The sequence below is a fragment of the Dehalococcoides sp. UCH007 genome (genome assembly GCF_001010485.1).
Classification (GTDB): Bacteria; Chloroflexota; Dehalococcoidia; order Dehalococcoidales; family Dehalococcoidaceae; genus Dehalococcoides; species Dehalococcoides mccartyi_A.
Genome location: NZ_AP014722.1, coordinates 804,475 through 823,098 on the forward strand (window position 1 = coordinate 804,475; position 18,624 = coordinate 823,098).

19 protein-coding genes are annotated in these 18,624 nt (G+C 42.7%); 8 read left to right on the plus strand and 11 right to left on the minus strand.

What is annotated here, in order from left to right; all coding sequences use genetic code 11:
• Positions 1-12: 12 nt before the first annotated feature.
• Both UCH007_RS04300 and UCH007_RS04305 read right to left on the minus strand, forming a co-directional pair.
• On the minus strand, positions 13-1,230 hold the full coding sequence (locus UCH007_RS04300) for a glycosyltransferase family 4 protein (protein ID WP_046961146.1): 1,218 nt from the start codon (positions 1,228-1,230) through the stop codon (positions 13-15).
• Positions 1,223-2,212, minus strand: coding sequence for a GNAT family N-acetyltransferase (locus UCH007_RS04305; RefSeq protein ID WP_046961147.1), 990 nt, complete (start codon positions 2,210-2,212; stop codon positions 1,223-1,225). Before UCH007_RS04305 ends, UCH007_RS04300 begins: the two co-directional genes overlap by 8 nt.
• Before the next feature lie 116 nt (positions 2,213-2,328).
• On the opposite strand from UCH007_RS04305, the gene UCH007_RS04310 reads away from it, so the two are divergent.
• From UCH007_RS04310 to UCH007_RS04320, 3 genes are read left to right on the plus strand one after another with little or no spacing between them, the layout of a single operon-like run.
• Entirely contained in the window at positions 2,329-2,667 is a 339-nt protein-coding gene (locus tag UCH007_RS04310) for an ArsR/SmtB family transcription factor (RefSeq protein ID WP_023652411.1), read from the plus strand.
• Positions 2,667-3,698 (plus strand): permease, encoded by a 1,032-nt coding sequence (locus UCH007_RS04315; RefSeq protein ID WP_046961148.1) that lies wholly within the window; start codon positions 2,667-2,669, stop codon positions 3,696-3,698. Before UCH007_RS04310 ends, UCH007_RS04315 begins: the two co-directional genes overlap by 1 nt.
• 17 nt (positions 3,699-3,715) lie before the next feature.
• Positions 3,716-3,958 (plus strand): thioredoxin family protein, encoded by a 243-nt coding sequence (locus tag UCH007_RS04320; RefSeq protein WP_023652413.1) that lies wholly within the window; start codon positions 3,716-3,718, stop codon positions 3,956-3,958.
• 71 nt (positions 3,959-4,029) lie between these two features.
• Here UCH007_RS04320 and UCH007_RS04325 read toward each other — a convergent pair whose 3' ends face one another.
• Both UCH007_RS04325 and UCH007_RS04330 read right to left on the minus strand, forming a co-directional pair.
• A complete protein-coding gene (locus tag UCH007_RS04325) occupies positions 4,030-4,839 on the minus strand; it encodes a DivIVA domain-containing protein (RefSeq protein ID WP_046961149.1) in 810 nt (269 codons plus the stop codon).
• A 326-nt stretch (positions 4,840-5,165) separates the two neighbouring features.
• Positions 5,166-6,437: an MDR family MFS transporter gene (locus UCH007_RS04330; protein WP_012882157.1), complete on the minus strand. Its 1,272-nt coding sequence runs from the start codon at positions 6,435-6,437 to the stop codon at positions 5,166-5,168.
• A gap of 200 nt (positions 6,438-6,637) precedes the next feature.
• Here UCH007_RS04330 and UCH007_RS04335 point away from each other — a divergent pair, with 200 nt between their 5' ends.
• Positions 6,638-8,071, plus strand: coding sequence for a 4Fe-4S binding protein (locus tag UCH007_RS04335; protein WP_046961150.1), 1,434 nt, complete (start codon positions 6,638-6,640; stop codon positions 8,069-8,071).
• On the opposite strand, the gene UCH007_RS04340 is transcribed toward UCH007_RS04335, so the two are convergent.
• The 7 genes from UCH007_RS04340 to UCH007_RS04370 form a co-directional block, all read right to left on the minus strand.
• The gene (locus UCH007_RS04340; protein ID WP_046961151.1) at positions 8,025-8,534 is read right to left on the minus strand and encodes an HPP family protein; all 510 of its coding nucleotides are present in this window, start codon (positions 8,532-8,534) and stop codon (positions 8,025-8,027) included. The genes UCH007_RS04335 and UCH007_RS04340 overlap by 47 nt on opposite strands.
• Positions 8,535-8,573: 39 nt before the next feature.
• A complete protein-coding gene (locus UCH007_RS04345; RefSeq protein ID WP_012882160.1) occupies positions 8,574-8,810 on the minus strand; it encodes a hypothetical protein in 237 nt (78 codons plus the stop codon).
• 242 nt (positions 8,811-9,052) lie between these two features.
• A complete protein-coding gene (locus UCH007_RS04350) occupies positions 9,053-9,304 on the minus strand; it encodes a hypothetical protein (RefSeq protein ID WP_023652419.1) in 252 nt (83 codons plus the stop codon).
• A 191-nt stretch (positions 9,305-9,495) separates the two neighbouring features.
• Positions 9,496-9,885: an ACT domain-containing protein gene (locus tag UCH007_RS04355; RefSeq protein WP_012882161.1), complete on the minus strand. Its 390-nt coding sequence runs from the start codon at positions 9,883-9,885 to the stop codon at positions 9,496-9,498.
• Positions 9,886-9,904: 19 nt separating this feature from the next.
• Positions 9,905-11,224, minus strand: a complete 1,320-nt coding sequence (locus UCH007_RS04360) for a phenylacetate--CoA ligase family protein (RefSeq protein ID WP_046961152.1) — start codon at positions 11,222-11,224, stop codon at positions 9,905-9,907.
• A 207-nt stretch (positions 11,225-11,431) separates the two neighbouring features.
• Complete coding sequence (locus UCH007_RS04365) at positions 11,432-15,208, minus strand: PAS domain S-box protein (protein WP_046961153.1); 3,777 nt, start codon at positions 15,206-15,208, stop codon at positions 11,432-11,434.
• Positions 15,209-15,400: 192 nt separating this feature from the next.
• Complete coding sequence (locus UCH007_RS04370; RefSeq protein WP_046961154.1) at positions 15,401-15,970, minus strand: DUF4256 domain-containing protein; 570 nt, start codon at positions 15,968-15,970, stop codon at positions 15,401-15,403.
• Between the two features lie 201 nt (positions 15,971-16,171).
• Between UCH007_RS04370 and UCH007_RS04375 the strand changes: the two genes are divergently transcribed.
• The 4 genes from UCH007_RS04375 to UCH007_RS04390 all read left to right on the plus strand — a co-directional run bounded on the left by UCH007_RS04375 (position 16,172) and on the right by UCH007_RS04390 (position 18,380).
• Complete coding sequence (locus UCH007_RS04375) at positions 16,172-17,065, plus strand: HD-GYP domain-containing protein (RefSeq protein ID WP_046961155.1); 894 nt, start codon at positions 16,172-16,174, stop codon at positions 17,063-17,065.
• 14 nt (positions 17,066-17,079) lie between these two features.
• Entirely contained in the window at positions 17,080-17,538 is a 459-nt protein-coding gene (locus tag UCH007_RS04380; RefSeq protein WP_046961156.1) for a hypothetical protein, read from the plus strand.
• A gap of 91 nt (positions 17,539-17,629) precedes the next feature.
• Positions 17,630-17,899 (plus strand): hypothetical protein, encoded by a 270-nt coding sequence (locus tag UCH007_RS04385; RefSeq protein ID WP_156171835.1) that lies wholly within the window; start codon positions 17,630-17,632, stop codon positions 17,897-17,899.
• A 115-nt stretch (positions 17,900-18,014) separates the two neighbouring features.
• Positions 18,015-18,380 carry a tetratricopeptide repeat protein gene (locus tag UCH007_RS04390; protein ID WP_046961158.1) on the plus strand — a complete coding sequence of 122 codons (366 nt, stop codon included), beginning with the start codon at positions 18,015-18,017 and terminating at the stop codon, positions 18,378-18,380.
• Positions 18,381-18,624 lie beyond the last annotated feature (244 nt).

Here is an 18,624-nt window from a genome sequence, read left to right on the forward strand (position 1 = left end):
AACCCCTCCGTTCTAATTAACACCTGCTGCTTTAACATTTAAAAGACTGTAATAAACTGATTCTATTTGAGCAGACACAGACTGCCATGAATATTCTACGATTGCTCCCCGTATAGCCCCGGGGTCAGATTCTTTCATAAAAAGCCATTCACGAAGACAACCCGCCAGTTGTTCCGGCTGATTATCAGGTACAAGGCCGCCGTTAACTCCAGACTGAATGATATCGGGTGCAACCCCGACCCTCCCGCTGATAACCGGAGTACCGCAGGCCATAGATTCAAGTATAACCATGCCAAAACTCTCATAATACGACGGGACTATACAAACACTGGCGGCATTATAATATTTTACCAGTACACTCTGTTTGACTGCCCCGTAAAATTTCACTTTATCCGAAATGCCAAGCTTTTCAGACATTTTTTTCAGTCTTTTTCTTTCACCCTTGCTGTAATCATCACCACCCACTACAAGCAGTTCCATATCGCCCTCAAGCAGTGAGACCGCTTTGAGCAGATTATCCAGCCCCTTCAGTTTCTCAAGCCGTCCCACAAACAGCGCTTTAGGGGCAGATGAAAGGCACAGTTCAGCTTCAACCTCAGCCCGACTGGTGATGAAAAATAACTCTGTGTTAACTCCGCAGGGGATTACCTTAATTTTGTCTGCTGCCGCTTTGTACAAAGATATCAGGTCATATTTTTCATTTCGGGTAGCAGCTATTATTAGGTCCGTTTCGTGGACTATGTTCTGCTCGGCATCTAAGCGGAGCTGGGGATCAACCTGTGCCTGCATCAAACGGTTTTTAACCTTTCCAAGTGTGTGAAACATAACCAGATGGGGAACTTCCCAAAGCTTGCTTAATACGAGCCCGGCTCTGGCAGACAGCCAGTAATGGCTGTGGATAAGATCATATTTAATACCTTCGGAATTACGGAATGTTTCCAGCCCGCAGACAAAACTTTCCAGATGCTCGTACTGAGCCAATTTCCCCATATCTTCTACCGGCCCGGCCTGAATATGAATAAGCCGGACATTGGGAGCTAAAAACTCCCAGACATCATCACGCGGGTCATGGGCACGGGTATAGACATCAACATGGTGGCCTATACCTCCCAATGCACGTGCAAGTTCACAGATATATACATTCATTCCGCCGGTATCCCGTCCGCCGGGTTGCCCCAAAGGACAGCTGTGAAGGCTGATAAGGGCAATATGCAATATATTCTTAGCCAATATTTTGCACCTTACTATCCAAAATTATCCGGCACTTGTGAACCGGTTGAGATTTTCCGCCCAAATGAAATTTGTACTTTTCTTCGCCCCGCAGGAAATCAAAGGCATCACAGCCTTTTTCTATTGCGTCTTTGACAGCCAAAACCTTGGAAAGCACACCCACGCTTAGGTGGGAATACTCGGCACTGTAACCGCTGTTATACAAATATCTTATATTATTATAATCAAAGCAAAACAGGCTTGCCAAAACAGTATCTCCTGCCTTTAGAAACGCCAAACGCAGGTAACCCTGACTACCAAGCCAGTTCGCCAAGCTTTTGAAATAACAGCGCATTTCAGAAGATAGAAAAAGTGCTTTCTCGGGGTGACTTTCTTCCATTTGGTCAAGCAAAATATCAATATTTTCAGAGTTGGTTTCTATTTCCAGTCTGGGTGTTAAAACTTCCTCAAGACGGCGGAGTTTACGTTTAAGCTCGTGGCGTTGGTGTTTTTCTAGTTGAGCCAGATATATTTCAAAGTCATTCGGCAGCTCAAGCAACGGAGAAACATCAGCTTGTTCGCAAATTACCTGAAACCCTTTCTTTTTAGCCAGCGGCAGCAGGTAATTATAAGCTTCAGACCGGGTAGTAAGTGCCTCCAATTCCAGCGTCTCAACTTGATTTTGCTGTAGCAGTTTCAGCAGAAGCTCAAAATATCCCGGCTGGTGGCCGGGCTTTACCACAAAATCCAGATAATCAAAAACACTCCCGTCAGCTATAAAACGGGCAATTCCATTATTTATACTCAAGGCTACTAAGCCTATAGTTTCATCCCCATCGTTAACCAGTCCGCAAACCTGCCTGCCGGATGGCAAAAAACAATCTTGCCAGAGATACTGCCAGCTGGGATGAATAAACGGATAAGTAATATTTATCCCTTGTGAGACAGTATCAAAATTACGGCTCAATTCGCCAAGCTCAATTTTTTTAAAAATATATACCATCTTTAAAGGATATCACCTGCCCGCTTGTAAGACAATTTTCATCAAAAACGGAAATATTATTTGACAGTCTGTTAACAAGACATTATTATATTCTTATATGCGCATATGGGGGTTTTATGGAAAAATATGTGAATATCTTTAAGGCCCTGGCAGACGAATACCGTCTGCGTATACTAAGTTTGCTGTTCAAGCAGGAGTGCTGTGTCTGTGAAATCCAGCAGGCACTAGGCATAAGCCAAACTTCTGCATCCCGCCACCTGCAAAACCTGCATCAGGCCGGGCTTATAAAACTCCGCCGTGACAGGTTATGGGCACTTTACTCAGTTGATTTAACCGGATTCCCGCCTGATGTCAATAAAATCATGCGGGGTCTAGAAGAAATGCTATCTCAAAATCCGCTTACTAAGGCGGATTTTACTCGGCTGAAATCCAGTTGCCGGAGAGGTAACACCTGATGGACTTTATTATCAATCTGCTGGCGGGTGGATTTTCTGCCCTGTTTGAATATCTTTCAGCCCATGTTATAGCCTGTCTGGTGCCGGCATTTTTTATTGCCGGGGCTATTTCAGTATTTTTGAATCCGTCTATAGTAACCAAATATTTCGGCAGTAACGTAAACCCCTTTGTATCATACAGTATAGCCTCTGTATCCGGGTTTATACTGGCAGTATGTTCCTGTACGGTTTTACCCCTGTTTGCCGGCATTTATAAACGCGGCGGGGGTATCGGCCCGGCAGTCACTTTCCTGTATTCAGGCCCTGCCATAAGCATTTTGGCGGTTTCCTTGTCTGCCGGAGTACTAGGCTATGACATCGGCTTTGCCAGGGCTGCCTTTGCCATCATATTTTCTATACTAATAGGCCTTATCATGGCCTACCTTTTCAGCAAAGATAAACCCGCTGTTTCCCAACTGTCAGCCGCACTGCCTGCAGATACAGCCCATGAACGCCCCATGTACCAAACCCTTATTTATTTCGGCAGCCTTATCGCCATACTTATATTCGCATCCGCCAAAAATATACCCGCATTTCTGCTTGCTCTTTTAGTATTGCTGTTCAGCCTTTGGCGGTTTTTCAATATGCCGCAGATAAAAGAATGGCTTTCTGAAACTTGGCGTTTTGTAAAGCTGATTTCCCCATGGCTAATAGGCGGTATCTTTATAGCCGGGGTTTTGAAAACCCTTATCCCTACTGATTTTATCACCAGTTACGTGGGCAGCAATAACCCCATTTCAAACCTTATTGCTTCATTCTCAGGTGCTCTGCTATATTTTGCCACCCTGACCGAAGTACCCATAGTCAAGGCCTTTATTGATTTGGGTATGGCCAAAGGCCCGGCACTGGCTTTGCTGCTGTCAGGGCCGGCTGTCTCTCTCCCCAGTTTTTTAGTTATCCGCAAAATATTGGGCAATAAAAAGGCATTTTCCTATATAGGGTTGGTGATACTAAGTTCAAGTTTAGCCGGGTATATATTTGGGATATTTTAAATACAAGGAGAACCAAAATGATAATCAAGATATTAGGTACAGGTTGTGCCAAGTGCAACAAACTGGAGGAAATGGCCAAAGAAGCCGTACTGGAACTGGGGTTGTCAGCTCAAATAGTAAAAATAAAAGATATAGATAAAATATCCGCTTATCCTATACTGATGACTCCGGCTTTGGTTATAGATGAAAAAGTAGTTATCTCCGGTAAACTGCCTACTAAAGAAGAAATGCTGAAAATCATACTATCAGCTTCTAAATAATATTCCATAAAAAAGCCGGCACACTCAAGGTCAAAATACCCTGAACCGTGCCGGCACTCCCTGAGAATGCTTTACTTAACAGCGTTTGCTGCTAGAGATATCTCATATTTACGGCGTACAATTCCGCTCCCGTTCGGGCTGGCAGGAATTTCATTTACCTTGCCTACCATACTCAATTTCTTAAGCACATCCAGCAGGCTGTTAGGTTTATTTTCGTATACAATAATTACAGGGTGATTGGGGCGGGGTATCAATTCCACCACTTCAACCTCACTGGCGTTTTCCAGTTGGTCCATTATTTTGGTAATTTTTACTGCATCTACCGGCGGCAATATTTCCAGTTCTATTTCTTTATCCCGTACAATTACTTCCTGAGTAGTGGATTCTATAATATCCGAGGTAGCAACCGCTTTGGCCATAAAATCATCCGGCTCACTCTTATTGGTTTCTTTGGTTGCAGAATGTGCAAGTTCAACAACCGCGGCTTCACCTTCAGACTTAAAATCAAAATCTTTATCCAGACTGTTTACCTGCTGTTTCAGAGTATTCAACTGGCGATAAATCTGTTCATATACTTTTTTAGCTTTTTCCTCAGCCTTGGCAAGCAAACTGTCAGACTCCGCTTTAGCTTTGCTTATAGCCTCTTCTTTAATCGTAACCGCAATTTTATCAGCCTCTACAACAGTTGCATCCGCCAGCCTTTTTAAAGAATCCAGATGCTCAGCCTGTTCTTTCAGCTTTCCCAATTCAGTTGAAAGGCGGCCGTTTTCTGAAAGCAGATTCTCAACGAAGGATTTTACCTGCTCAGGATCCAGACCCTTTTGGATTATATTAAATTCGTTATCTTTTATGTTAAATACATTAGGGTTGTTTCCAGCCATTTCCGTACCCTCCAATCAGTATGCTCTAACAGAATAGTTGTTTATCTGAGTATAGTTAAATAGCCAATTAGTAACTTTTAGATAGTTACCTAAGTACCATTAATATCTAGCATCATAACCCTTAACCCCATCAGAAAAACCTGAATTAATTTAGCTATTGCAAGTGCAAATATCTGTCTTTCCAAAACTAAATTATACCACTGAAACTACCATATCTATACTTTAACTATATCAAACCATAGTACGGGGTTACAAACCCTCAAACAGTTTTTACCAGCTAAGAATATGCACACAGAGATACCGAATTCAAACTGAAAAGCGGAAAATTAATAGCGGCTTAGAGACTGTCCATTAAGACTGACGGTCTTACGAATTAATCTACCCCAGATATAAAAACCCACAGCCGAAAGCAAAGCCAGAGCCGCCAGAGTACCCCAAACCGATAAAGCACTGTCAGGGTGAGCATCAAGCAAAGCACCGCCTACCATAGGGCCAAGTGAAAACCCCAGCATTTCGGATAAACCATAAAATCCCATATATCTTCCCCTCTGCTGGGGCGGAGAAAGATCTCCAACCACCGCCAGAGTAGTAGGTGCAAAAACTATTTCGCCCATAGTGATAACACTCATAGCCAGGAAAGCCATACCAAGACTGGATGTCCAGGCAAACATCAGATACCCGGCAGCATAAATCAAACTGCCCATGACTACTACATGCGACTTAGAGACGTTATGCAAAATCCGGGTAACCGGTAATTGCAGGGCAAACACCATCAGCCCATTCAAAGTAAGCAGCATGCCATAATCAGCCTCCGAAAAGTGCAGGCGGTCAACTGTAAAAACAGAAAGGGTACTGATAAATTGCCCTACTACTATGAATAAAAGTATGCTCAAAATGGTAAACCAGAGAAATGCCCTGTCCTTGCCGGCCGAAAATATTTTGGTCAGGCTGACCCATTCCACCGAATTTGATATGGATTCTTTGATATATTTTGAAATTATATACAAGGTTATTAGGCAAACGATTGCCCCCACGCCAAACAGATAGGCATAAGGAAGCCCGATGAGCAAAAATCCCCCCAGCATCGGCCCAATAGCCCATCCCAGGTTGTTACCAATGCGTACTATTCCGTAAGTTTCCGTCAGACGGTCTTTGGGGGTAAGGTCTGCAATCATAGCCTGTGAAGCAGGGCGGGTAGCCATTAAAGCACAACGCAGCAGTATGTAGGTTAGAATAATCATCATAACGGGTACATCAAACCCGATAAATATCGTCATAGCCCCGTAGATAACGGCACTGGCAACTGAAGTTAACAGCATCACCGGTTTTCTCCCGAAAGTATCCGCCAAAGCTCCTGCAATCATCTGGATAATAGCCGATGCAAATCCGCTAAGCAGGATAACCAAACCTACTTGAGTCATGGAAAGTCCCCGTTCCTGGTAGAGGTATAGCGAAATAAACGGCAGTGACAGGGAAAATGCGGCACTGTTTATCAACCCGATAAGGGTCAGTATCCAAACCCCGCGGTCAAAGCGGTCTATCAACCCTGTCTTTAGACGGGTTTTCAAGTATGATGGAGAAAACCAAAAAGAATTCATCTTTAACTCTGGGACAAAATAGCGAATGCCGGACAGCCTGCATGTCCAGCATGTGGTTTATACTTTACTACCATTTTCCAGCATATTCAAATAAACAGATTGTCTTTTATTTCTTATAGTTCTTTTAGCAGTTTGCCAGCTTCATAAATTCTCCATAATATATTCATAACCCCTGCACAGCCGCCCGCTAGACTATAAACATGTTCAAAAATCCTTTTAAACACCTTTCTGCCGCAATTGCAGGATTTTTTCTGGCGGTAACAATTCTGCTGTCCACACCTAATCCCATACTAGCCTGTGATATATCTATTTTACCAGCAGTGCCTAGCGGTGCAAGCGGCAGCGAAATAAGCCTTACGGTAAATGTGGCATTGACCCACCGTGTCTGCACAGTGCCAATCAGCCAGACAGATATCACCCTGACCAATATGACACTGGTCAGCCAAACCGACTGGAACAAAATAAATAATTCGCTCTATCAAGCCACTTTGATAGTCAAGCTGGGAAACAGCGGAACAGGTACAATCACGGTGGTACGGGAATGCACCAAAGGAGGAGATACTGCCAGTGTAAAAATAACCATACAGTCTGCATCGGCAGATGTATCTGTAGCTTTGCCGTCAGATACCATTCCCGCAGTGACTGACCCTCCGGATGAAAATCTAATACCCACCATACTACCCGCAGACATTATAAATACGCAGACAAATACTCCTGCCGAACAAGAACTGGGATGGATGGAAGCGATATATCAGGCATTAAGTGAGCCGTACATGCTAGCTTATATAGCCCTTATGTCGGCCGGTACTATCAGTTTTCTGAAAGGCTGGCGGAAAAACCGCCCTATTCTGATGGCGGTTTCATTATTTTATCTGGGTTTTTTTGTGGGAGGCTGTCCCTGTGCCATTGGTTCGCTTCAAAGTGTACTCTTGCATACCGGGGAAATGAAGATTTATATGGTTCAGTACATACTTCTCTTTATCCCCGTAATTACCACTCTTTTCTGGGGAAGAATATTTTGCGGCTGGGTATGCCCAATGGGAGCACTGCAAAATTTTATCTACCGGAAAGAAACGGGCATAAAGATAAACGAAAAGCTGAACCATTATCTTGGTTTTATAAAATATATATTTTTATTCGCCCTTATAGCTGCGGTACTGATAACAGGTACCACAGTGTTTGCTCATATAGACCCGTTCAAAGCCCTTTTCAATTTTGATTTCAACTGGTTTACCGGGATTTTTCTGGGTGTAGTTCTCACGGGGTCTATCTTTATATCCGGTTTTTGGTGCCGCTATTTATGCCCGTTGGGGGCATTTCTGGGACTGTTGAGCAAACTATCATATTTCAAACTAAAGTTTGGCACTTCCTGCAAACATTGCGGCATTTGCCAAAAAACGTATTGCGAATACGGAGTTATAAACGGCAGCGGCAAAGAGCTTAAATTAGATAATTCGGAATGCGTACGCTGCGGAGAGTGTTTAAAGCGCTGCCCTAAAAATGCAGTCAAACTCAGCCATAACCGGGTAATCCTGATTTCAGGTATCCCCAACCCCGTGTCCCAAGAAATCATCTCCAAGGAAGAGTTCAAGCCAGATCTTTTAAAAAGCCCTTCATTCGGCTCTGAACCATAGACAGTACCAGGGCACTGGTAACCACTGCAATAAATACCCCGGGGCTAAATCCGGTTATAGCCACACCCAGTGCCGTACCGGCCGCCGGGGCATGTTTCAAGTTCATAACTACCATCAGGAAAATACAAAACCCCACTGCCATAGCATAAACAAGGGCATCTGTCAGCATACAGTGGTGAGGTATCAAATTTACCAGACAACCAATACAAAAACCCAGTATATGCCCCCAGAATATGCGGCGTGGTACTGCCGGAGGGGAACTGGGTTGAGTAAAGACAATGAAGGCGGTAGAAGCAATGGAAGCAATGACTACCGCATTTTCTATACTAAGGGTCAAGGCTATTATAAAGAGTACAAGCGTGGCCAGAAAGCTTTGAAAAACATACAGCTTCCAGTGTGTTTTAAGTTCACGTATCTGCTTTTGCAGATAACGGTAAACCCTTTTTAGATAATTAAGCTGCATCTAAGTTTCTTCATTACCCCCGGCCACACCAGCCTTTTTCTATCCGAAATACATATCCTTGGCAGAAGCTACAAACTCGCTGTTGCAGATAGGGCAATAGAATGCAGCCTTTTCCACTGATAAAACAGTGGTATCATTTTTCTCCACCCGTGACACCTGTGCCTCAAATCCGTCGTTAGGGCACTTGGCACATATATAACGCTTGAGACCTGTCTCCGTCTCGGTGAAGACTTTGGCATCAGCCAACAACTCGCAAATTAGATCGATATCAGACATGTAACCCTCCGGATAATATTATTTTTTTATTATACCCTAAAACTGTTTTTTTTAAATCCCGATTTTATATATACAGAGCGGAATATAGCTAATAACAGCTTTATTTTGCCAGTTTTCAGCCCTGAAATGCATTGTTACTTGACTGCTCAAAGCAAATGTATATTTAAAATTTCCCCAAATAAAAAACCGGCTCCTTTTAGGGGAGCCGGGTAGCTTTCTAATTCAGCTTTGGGTTAACCGTGTTATTTCTGGGTTTTGTTTTCATGGGTGGCAAGCTCTGTAGTAATGTCTTCCACCATCTTGTTAAAGACGTTGCGGATCTTTTTCATGACAGCTTCGGCTGCTTCTTCGCCGGCCCTGCGCGCTTCTTCAGCTGCCTTTCTGGCATCAGCGGCGGCCTGTTCTGCCCGGATAATACTGCCGTCAATTTCGTCCAGTATCTGGGGCAGGGGCTTGCTTAAGATCTCGTGACTGCCTTTTGTTGGTTGGTTCACTGCTTTCCTCCTCCTCTAGCACATCCTGATAGTATTATACAATTTATAAATATTTATTATTTAAGCTACTCATAGCTAAGGTCAAAATAATTTTTTTTATGTAAATTTGCTTACCGTCATCATCGCCCTGTCAAATACATATCCCGCCGCATGATGGACGGGATATGTACATTCATATTTATGTATCAGAATCAGGCTAAAATTGTCTCCGCCTTTTCCGGGTTGCTTACCTTAAGTACAATCCTGGCCTTACCCGGTGTGGAGTCCAAAAAGGCGTAAAAATAATCTATATTTATATCTGCCTTGCTGAGAGGCTCAACTACTGTTTTTAAAAGTCCGCTGGGAATATCCGGGATCTCAGCGGTAACCATCATATCAGTACGGCTGGTGAATCCAGCGGCTTTCAGGGCTTCAGCCCCGTTATCCGGATTATCCAGAATCATACGCACAATTCCAAACTCGTCTGTTTCGCTGACGGATAATGCCCGGATATTTATTTTTGATTTATCCATAGCCTTAAGTATGGCAGACAGCCGCCCTGGTTTATTTTCCACAAAAACGGAAACCTGTTTTATCATCATTTTCCTCTTCCTCCTGTTGCTACCTGTTTTCAGGTAATTCGGAACGGTCAATAATCCTTTTTGCCTTGCCTTCAGTTCTGGCTAGGGTACGCGATTCAACCAGTTTTATTTTGGCGCGTATCCCCAGCACACTATCCAGTTCGGCCTGAAGTTTTTTCTGAAGGGCATTCAAGCGGGACATCTCATCAGAGAAAATGCCTTCGGAAACCTCCACCCATATTTCCAATTCGTCCGAGGCAAAGGCATTGTGTCTGTCCACTATTATCTGGTAATGGGGTTCGATACCCTCTACAGTAAGCAATACACTCTCAATCTGCGAAGGGAATACTGAAACACCTCTAACCCGTATCATATCATCACTGCGGCCGGTAATTTGGGACATACGTACCATAGTCCTGCCGCAGCCGCATTTTTCGGGCATCAGACTGGTAATATCTTTTGTCCTGAAACGCAGTACCGGCTGGGCCTCTTTATTGATGGTAGTGATTACCAGTTCACCTTTCTGGCCATACGGAAGCACTTCACCTGTTTCAGGGTTTATTATTTCGACCAGAAAATTATCCTCCCAGATGTGTAAGCCGCACTTCTCGGGGCATTCCATAGCTACACCCGGTCCGGTTATTTCAGTCAAGCCATATATATTCAGGGCAGTAATACCCAGTTTGGTTTCTATCTCACGGCGCATATTTTCACTCCATGGCTCGGCACCCATAATACCAAGCTTGAGCGACGAATTATGGAAATCCAGTCCCATTTCGCTACCGGCTTCATACATTATCAGAGAATAAGACGGGGTGCAGGTAATCACGGTGGTACCTAAATCCTGAAGCAGCATAAGCTGCCGTTTTGTGTTGCCGGTAGAAGCTGGAACTACCGCCACCCCCATTTTCTCCGCCCCGTAATGAATACCCAAACCGCCGGTAAAAAGTCCGTACCCGTAGGCATTTTGCAGGATATCTTCTGGCACAACACCGGCGCAGCTTAAGGAGCGGGCTACCAGTTCAGCCCAGGTATCCACATCTTTAGCAGTATAGGGGGCGATTACCGGTTTACCTGTAGTGCCAGAAGAGGATTGAATACGGGATATCTCATTTTTTGGCACACAGCATAACCCGAAAGGATAATTCTGACGGAAATCTTCTTTACTGGTGAAAGGCAGCCGGGCAATATCTTTCAGGGTTTTAATATCTGCGGGTTTTACCCCCAATTTGTTCATACTCTGGCGGTAAAACGTATTTCTTTCATAGATATAAGAGACTGTTTCTTTAAGCCTTTTTAACTGCAGCAGGTCCAGCTGCTGTCTGGGCAGCGTTTCATATTCGGGGTTACGTATAACCACTTGCTCCTCCTAATATAGCGGGAACTATTACAGGGTAAACGCCTTACCAAAATAGTATTGCTTTTACCGAAATAACAGAAAATATTTTACCCCTTTTTCTTAAAATGAGGAAATGTTTTGTTTATAAAAAAGCCCCAGTCGAAACACAGACTTGCATACCCTTTCAGCATCGCATATGACGGCTCTAATATTCAGACAAAATTTATATCAGTCTGCTTTTGAAAGTATCTTGGCCAGTGCACTTTTTAACACTGCAATATTAAACGGCTTTTTAATACACGGGATATCATGGTTAATCAGAAGCTCACTGGATGTATCACCGGTAATAAAGATAACCCGTTTAGTCAATTTTGGCCATTTGGCAATTATCTCTGAATAAAGTTCAATGCCACTCACCCCGGGCATACGTATATCTAAGAGAATTGCATCGTATCTATTTTTTTCAATCATTGGCATAGCTTCCTGAGGCACGGCACACTCATCCACTTTGTAACTATCCTGAACAAGCACAATCCGTATCAGTGTCCGAATTGTAGCTTCATCATCAATTACCAGTATTGATGCTTTTTGGGTTGGACTTTGAACCGCAGCATTTGGGTCAGTAACTGCATGCATTCTATCTGAAGTCATTACCGGCAGTTCAATAATGAATTCAGCTCCTTCACCGGATGTACTCTCACCCCGAATAGTACCCCCATGTTCCAGAATAATGCCATGTGACAGGCTTAGACCCAAACCGGTACCTTCACCGGGTTCTTTGGTAGTAAAAAACGGCTGGAATAGTTTTGCCAGTATTTCAGGCGGCATACCCAACCCGTCATCACGGAAAGACAGTTTCACCCTATCACCTGCTCTGCTGACAGTGATATTCAGAGTACCTTTTTCATGAGCTTTTTTCATAGAATACTCTGCATTCAGTATCAAGTTTAAAATTACCTGCTGCATCTGGCCGGGGTCAACCGTCAATAACGGCAGATCAGGCTCATATTGCTTTATCACAGCTATATTGGCAGTTTTAAGCACATAACTGCGTAACTCCAAAGTATTATCAATAAGTTCGGTAATATTTACCTGATGTCTGACCGGTTTGGCTTGACGGGCAAACGTAAGCATACGCTTTACAATATCTACTACCCTTTGGCTGCCGGAATTTATTATCTGTAGCTGCTCCATTACATCTCTTGGTAAATCTTCCCTTTCCATAAGTATAGAGGCAAAACCTATTACCCCGGTGAGAGGGTTATTTATCTCATGTGCAATGCCAGCCGCCATTTCGCCTACTGCCGCCAAACGGCTGGACATCTCTGACTGGTAACGCAGTTTTTTCTGTTCCTCTTCCAGCTTTTTACGTTCGCGTATATCTCTGGCAAGTGTAATAACAGTACGCTTACCACCAAGTTCAAACATACGTGAATGCAATTCCACTGGGATTAATTCGCCTTTTTTGGTTACCAGTGTATACTCAGCTACCACTTCATTGCTTTGCTCCACGTTTCTTATAACATCGGGGGCTTCATCTATCCGATATTTGCCATCCAGCAAAATTTCCGCCGGAGTAATTTGCAGCAGTTCTTTCCGGTTGTAGCCCAACATTGACATGGCAGCATCATTTACTTCTATAAATTTTCCGACTGAATAATCTGCTTCAGGCTGATGCACTAAAATAGCATCCGTAACACTGTTAAAAAGCACCTGATAATTTTGCAAGCTTTCATTAAGTGCATTTTCAGCCTGCTTCCTTGCAGTGGTATCACGGATAATATTTATCAGGGTTATTGTGCCTTCAATATCTGCTCCGCGTGAACTGACCTCTACCGGGAAAATACTACCGTCTTTACGCATATGGGAAGTTTCAAAAAGCATACCGTGAGCATAAGCATAATCAATCTGCTTTTCGGTAAGCATTTTAGCCTGCGGGTTACGCAGGTCCTGTATTTTCATGGTCAACAGTTCTTTACGGCTATACCCATAAGCTTTTACAGCTGCATTGTTAGCTTCCAATATTTGTCCTGTTATTCTATCCATAAAAAGGATAATATCCCGGCTGTCTTCAGCAATTAGTTTGTACTTTTGCAGTGCATCTTCGGCTTCTTTGCGTGCGGTAATATCCATAATCATAGCCAGATAATATAAAAAGTTACCATCTGAATCCTTGATAATCGCAACTGAAATATGTGCCCAGAAAATACTGCCATTTCTGTGGAGATATCTTTTATCTGTTTCATAACGGTTTATATCCCCGTTTTTCAGGTGATTTAATTGGTCTATATCCTGATCTAAATCATCTGTATAAGTGATATCTCGTACTGTCAAACTATTAAGCTCTTTATCAGAGTACCCTAACATCCGGCAGAATTTATCATTTACCTGACGGTATTTTAAATCCGAATCATATATTGCAGCACCTATAGGTGACTGGTCAAAAGTTGAGCGGAATCTGGCTTCACTGACACGGAGCAATTCTTCAGCCTGTTTTCTTTTAGTAATATCCTGTATAGTCCCGAAAACCACATTCCGCTCAGGGTCAAACTCTGCTATAGAGTGTATATATAAGATAGCCCCATCGGAAGGACGCTTAATTTTGAACTCGATATCATACGGAATATTTTGGGTAATCAGGTTATTTAACGCCGTATCCAAAAAGGCACGGTATTCTGGGACAGGTATCATCTGAACAAAAGAAATGGTCACTGTATCTTCTGTCAAGCCATATATCGCTCTGGCTCCTTCAGATGGATTCACCAACCCGCTTGACAAATCAAACTCCCAATACCCGAACCCGGCTACCTGTTCGGCTTTTATCAAACGGCTATGGCTTTGTTCCAGTTCATATGCAGCTATTTTACGGTTGCTGATATCATGGGCCAGAGTCAACACCGCCGGTCGGCCCTGCAAATCAAATAAATGGAATGTTATTTCCACAGGGATAATATGTCCATCTTTATGCCTCAGATTTGACTCACGGGTTATCATATGCTGCGCATACAGGTCATCAGTAGTCTCTTTTAACAGGAGACCGGATGAAGCGTAAAAAAACAGATTTTTTGCAGATATTTTCAGCAGTTCTTCATGGTCATACCCCAGCATGGAAGATGCCATTTTATTCAGCTCAACAAATTCATCAGACCATTTGCGGCTTTCAATATAGCAGACAAAAACCGCATCGCTTATACTTTCAAAAAGAGCTTTATACTTACGCTGGTTTTCCTTGATAGCTTCTTCCGCTAAATGCTTTTGGGTGATATCCTGCAACGTACAATGTGTTTGTTTAAAATTTCCTTTAGCATCACGGGCTATTTTCCCGCTGAATGCCATCAGCACTACTGAACCATTTTTTCGGCTCATATAAAACTCAGTTGAGGCATTGCCGGTAGCTTTGAAAACGGGAAAACGCTGTCTAAAAAGCTCCACCTGGTCAGGCAGTAAAAAATCCCCGAACCAGTGCCCGATAACCTCGTCCCGTTGGTATCCCATATCATCAAGCCAGGCTTGATTTATCTCTATAAAACGGCCTTCGGAATCCAGTGATTGATAGCCAATTGGTGATTTTTGATAAAACTCCCGATAGCGTTCCTCGGTTTTGCGTAATTCTTCTTCGGCCAATTTCCGGTCTGTAATATCCCGAAAATTGCACTGGAGGATTTTCTCTTCACCCACCCGGTAAATATTACTGGTAAATTCAACCTTCTGCACTTTACCGTTTTTTGTCAGAAGCGGAAAATCATCATAGCGGATATAGTCTTTTCTTTGCAGATCGTCAAAAGCTTTGCGGCTGGAAGCTATATTTTGGAATACACTAATTTCCCAGATTCTTTTATCCAGAATTTCTTTCTGAGTGTACCCCAGCATATTTAACAAAAATGGGTTGATATTAGTTACTTTACCGGATACTATATCAACAATAAGAATACCGTCTTGGGCGGTTTCGAAAAGGCGGCGGTATCGCAGTTCGGAAGCTTCTAAGTCCAGCCTTTTGTCATTCATATATATTTATCCTGATATACAGAGAGTTGAATAATCTTGATAATACACAATTATTTACAGTTATGTCAGCTTTTTATCCGAAACATTCAAATCTGCACACTATAACTTTACCCCGTAATATTGCTGTTGTCTATGAAAATTAGGTTTCCCCGTAATAACCGCCAGCATCAAATCTGCCTTACTTTATAGAAATTAAACCCTCAGCAAACCGCGAAATCCTCTGCTGCTATACCATGAAGTGGCGCTGTTATGAAAAACAAAAACATGCCCGTAGCGATAATCAGCAAAAACAGCCCCGCCCAGTTTTCTGATATCAGGCGGCGTTTTTAGCCAGCTCTCGGTCTTGGTGTCAAAATTACCGTATTCCTGCAATTGGCGGTATTGCCCCTCTGTTAAAAGCTCAATACCCATGTCCTGTGCCGCATCCACAACGTTACCGCCGGGTGCTGCCCGTTTTTTGGCTGCCTCACCGTCATAACACATTTTGCGGCGTCCTTCGGGGCTTTCGGCTGAACAATCATAAAATATATATTCACCTGTTGCCTTATCATAGTCAATCACATCCGGTTCACCGCCGGATTTTTCCATTTCATTTAGTGACCACAGCTTTTCAGCATTTGCCGCCAGCCTTTTTTCTATCTCACCCCATTTAAAACCTTTATGGCGGTTCGTATTTTGTTCAAAACGGGTTTTCAGCACGTTAAAAACTTTGACACGCTGATCCGCCGATAATTCTTTTCCGATACCGTTATTGTTATCCATACTTTTATATTACCCCTATTTCTGAGGCTTTTAAAAGTACATATTCAGCCAATGCAAAAACTTTTTTCGACTCATGCTAATGAACAGGTTTTATACGGCAGGCTCACGAATATTATACCTATAACAATTGCCCGCAAGTATATTTAATCATAATATTTATGCAGGTATAAAACGAAACTGATGCAAAGATTACATCTGTATATGTTGAAACCCGGAATGGTCTTAGGGCAAAACCTGTTCGATCAATCAGGCCGCCTGATTTATAGCAATGGCATGAAACTTTCCGAAGAATATATACAGGTCCTGCAGAGTTATGGAATGAAGGAAATACTGGTCCATAACTCTAACATGCTGGATATACCCGTCCAGTGTTTGTACTCACCTCTCATTGAAGCAACTTTATCAATAGAATTGCGTGAACTTTTTACTGAAATGCGGGGTGGGGCTGAAATCAGTGAAAAAATGCTTGAGAAGGTATTTGACCCCATATATCAAATGGCAGGTGAACTTTTCCCTGAACTCATTGGTGAACCAAATTTAAATCTGAAATTAAAAGCCGAAGAATACCAATTTGTATATCTCGTAAAAGTAGCCGGAATTTGCATGCTTCTGGGTAAACGGGCAGGATATGGCATATACGACCTGCCAGTCTTAAGAACTGCCGCTTTGCCGATGAATTTGGGATATATAAACCTGAGCGGAAATGAAATAAATATGATAGACCCGTTTTGTGAACCTCAATCTGTCAATATAAAAAATCATCCGCTTGAAACATGGAAAATACTCTTAAACTATAAATACATTCACCCCGACACACTGAATGCTGTTAAACACCACGAACGGTACGATGGCAACGGATACCCTGATAAGCTCTCAGGAGTACTTACCCCTCTATCATCCCAGATACTGGCTGTAGCAGACTCTTATGACGCTATGACATCACTCCGTCCGTACCGTCAGCCTCTAAGCCAAGAGGCAGCTGTAAAAGAACTTCTGGCCTGTAGGGGCAGTCAATTCAATCCAAAGGTGGTAGATGCTTTTGTAGAAGTACTTAACAATGTAAATAAACCCTCTGCGAAACCAATTTATCTTTAGCGATAAGGCACATTATGATAAATCAGAATACTATAAAACAAAAATATCTGTTATCACTGATGGAATCTGAGGGATGCCCCGGTTGCGGCCGCAAGTTCAACAGCCCGGTTTGCCCTTTTTGTGGTTTTCCCAACGCAATTACCCAGCCAATAAATCCGGTAAATAGCAGTCAACCTTTGCTTCTGCCTGAAGACAATTCCGTTTTACCCGTACTGCCGATTAAACCAGTATGCCAGTTTACCTCACCTGACCAGATTACTCGTATTGCCGCGCAATCAGAAAATATTCCGAATGAACAACAGCACACTATGGGAAATACCTTTGATCCTGAAAGTATTCAGTCAGAGGCAATATTAAAACTTCAATACCAGATGGAATGCGAACTGCACTCATCACTTAATCAGGCACGGCATGAAGCCCAGCAGATTATCAGAAAGATGCTCAAAGCTGCCGAAAAGAAAAAGCCTGGCTGAAACATCTAAACTTCGGGCAACAATAAAAGCCAAAATAAAAGAAGAATCCCGAAATGTTGTTGAAAAAGCCAGTATTAAATCAGAGCATTTATTGAAGAAGGCACGCCGAAAAATATCCCGCAAAAGAGAGCTTGAAAGCGTCAAGTTTGTTTCCCGTTTGCGTGACCAATCCCGCCATAGTATTAACACTTTGACAGATGAAGTCCAACAGGAATTGGAAGCCACAGTGAAAATTGTAGTAGATGAAGCTTTGAAATGCTCTGAAAATAACGCTGCAAAAGCAATTTCAGATGCCCGCTTGGAAGCTGATATTATTCTCCAGAAAGCTATCAGCAGACTAAAAAAAAGGCTGACAGCTTAATTTCAGAAGCTCTGCATCAAACAGAAGAAAAAAACATGCTCCTGCTGGCAACGTATCCCACAGACTGACTATCCTCAAAAACACAAAAACCACCGAACCTATTGAAACTGTGACGGTGATATCGGGAAAAACCAGCCCTACCCTGGCGGATAATTATCCGTCTGAAGCGGTCAATTTTTATAACCAGGGCAATGATAAAGCCTGTCAGGGAAATTTCGGAATAGCCATTAATTTTTATACCAAAGCCATATCTTATGCCGCAGGCTTCAGTTTGGCTTACACTAACCGTGACTTTGCCTATTTCGCCCTGAAAGAGTATTCAAAAGCTATCTCGGACTGTAACTATGCCATCAGGTTGAACTCAAATGACTCCAGAGTATATTTCAATCTGGGTCACTGTCTGTTGGCAAAAATAAAACGAATAAAGCTAAGGAAAATTTCAAAAAATGCCTTAACCTTGCCAATGACCCCTCTCTTATAGAAGCCCCAAGTCAAAGCCTCAATACAAAACACATGCCAAATAACACATTACAGCTGAGTAAAGTATCTCAAATAAATTAATAATAAGATATCTTGACCTCATATTGACTGTTTGTACATATAAGTGTACATTAATTCCTAATAGTCATTAAGGAGTACCCATTGAAAAGATCACACTGGGTTTTATGGATAGTATCGGGTATTATTTGTACAGTTCTTTCAGGCGTGATTTCTTCCATTAGCTC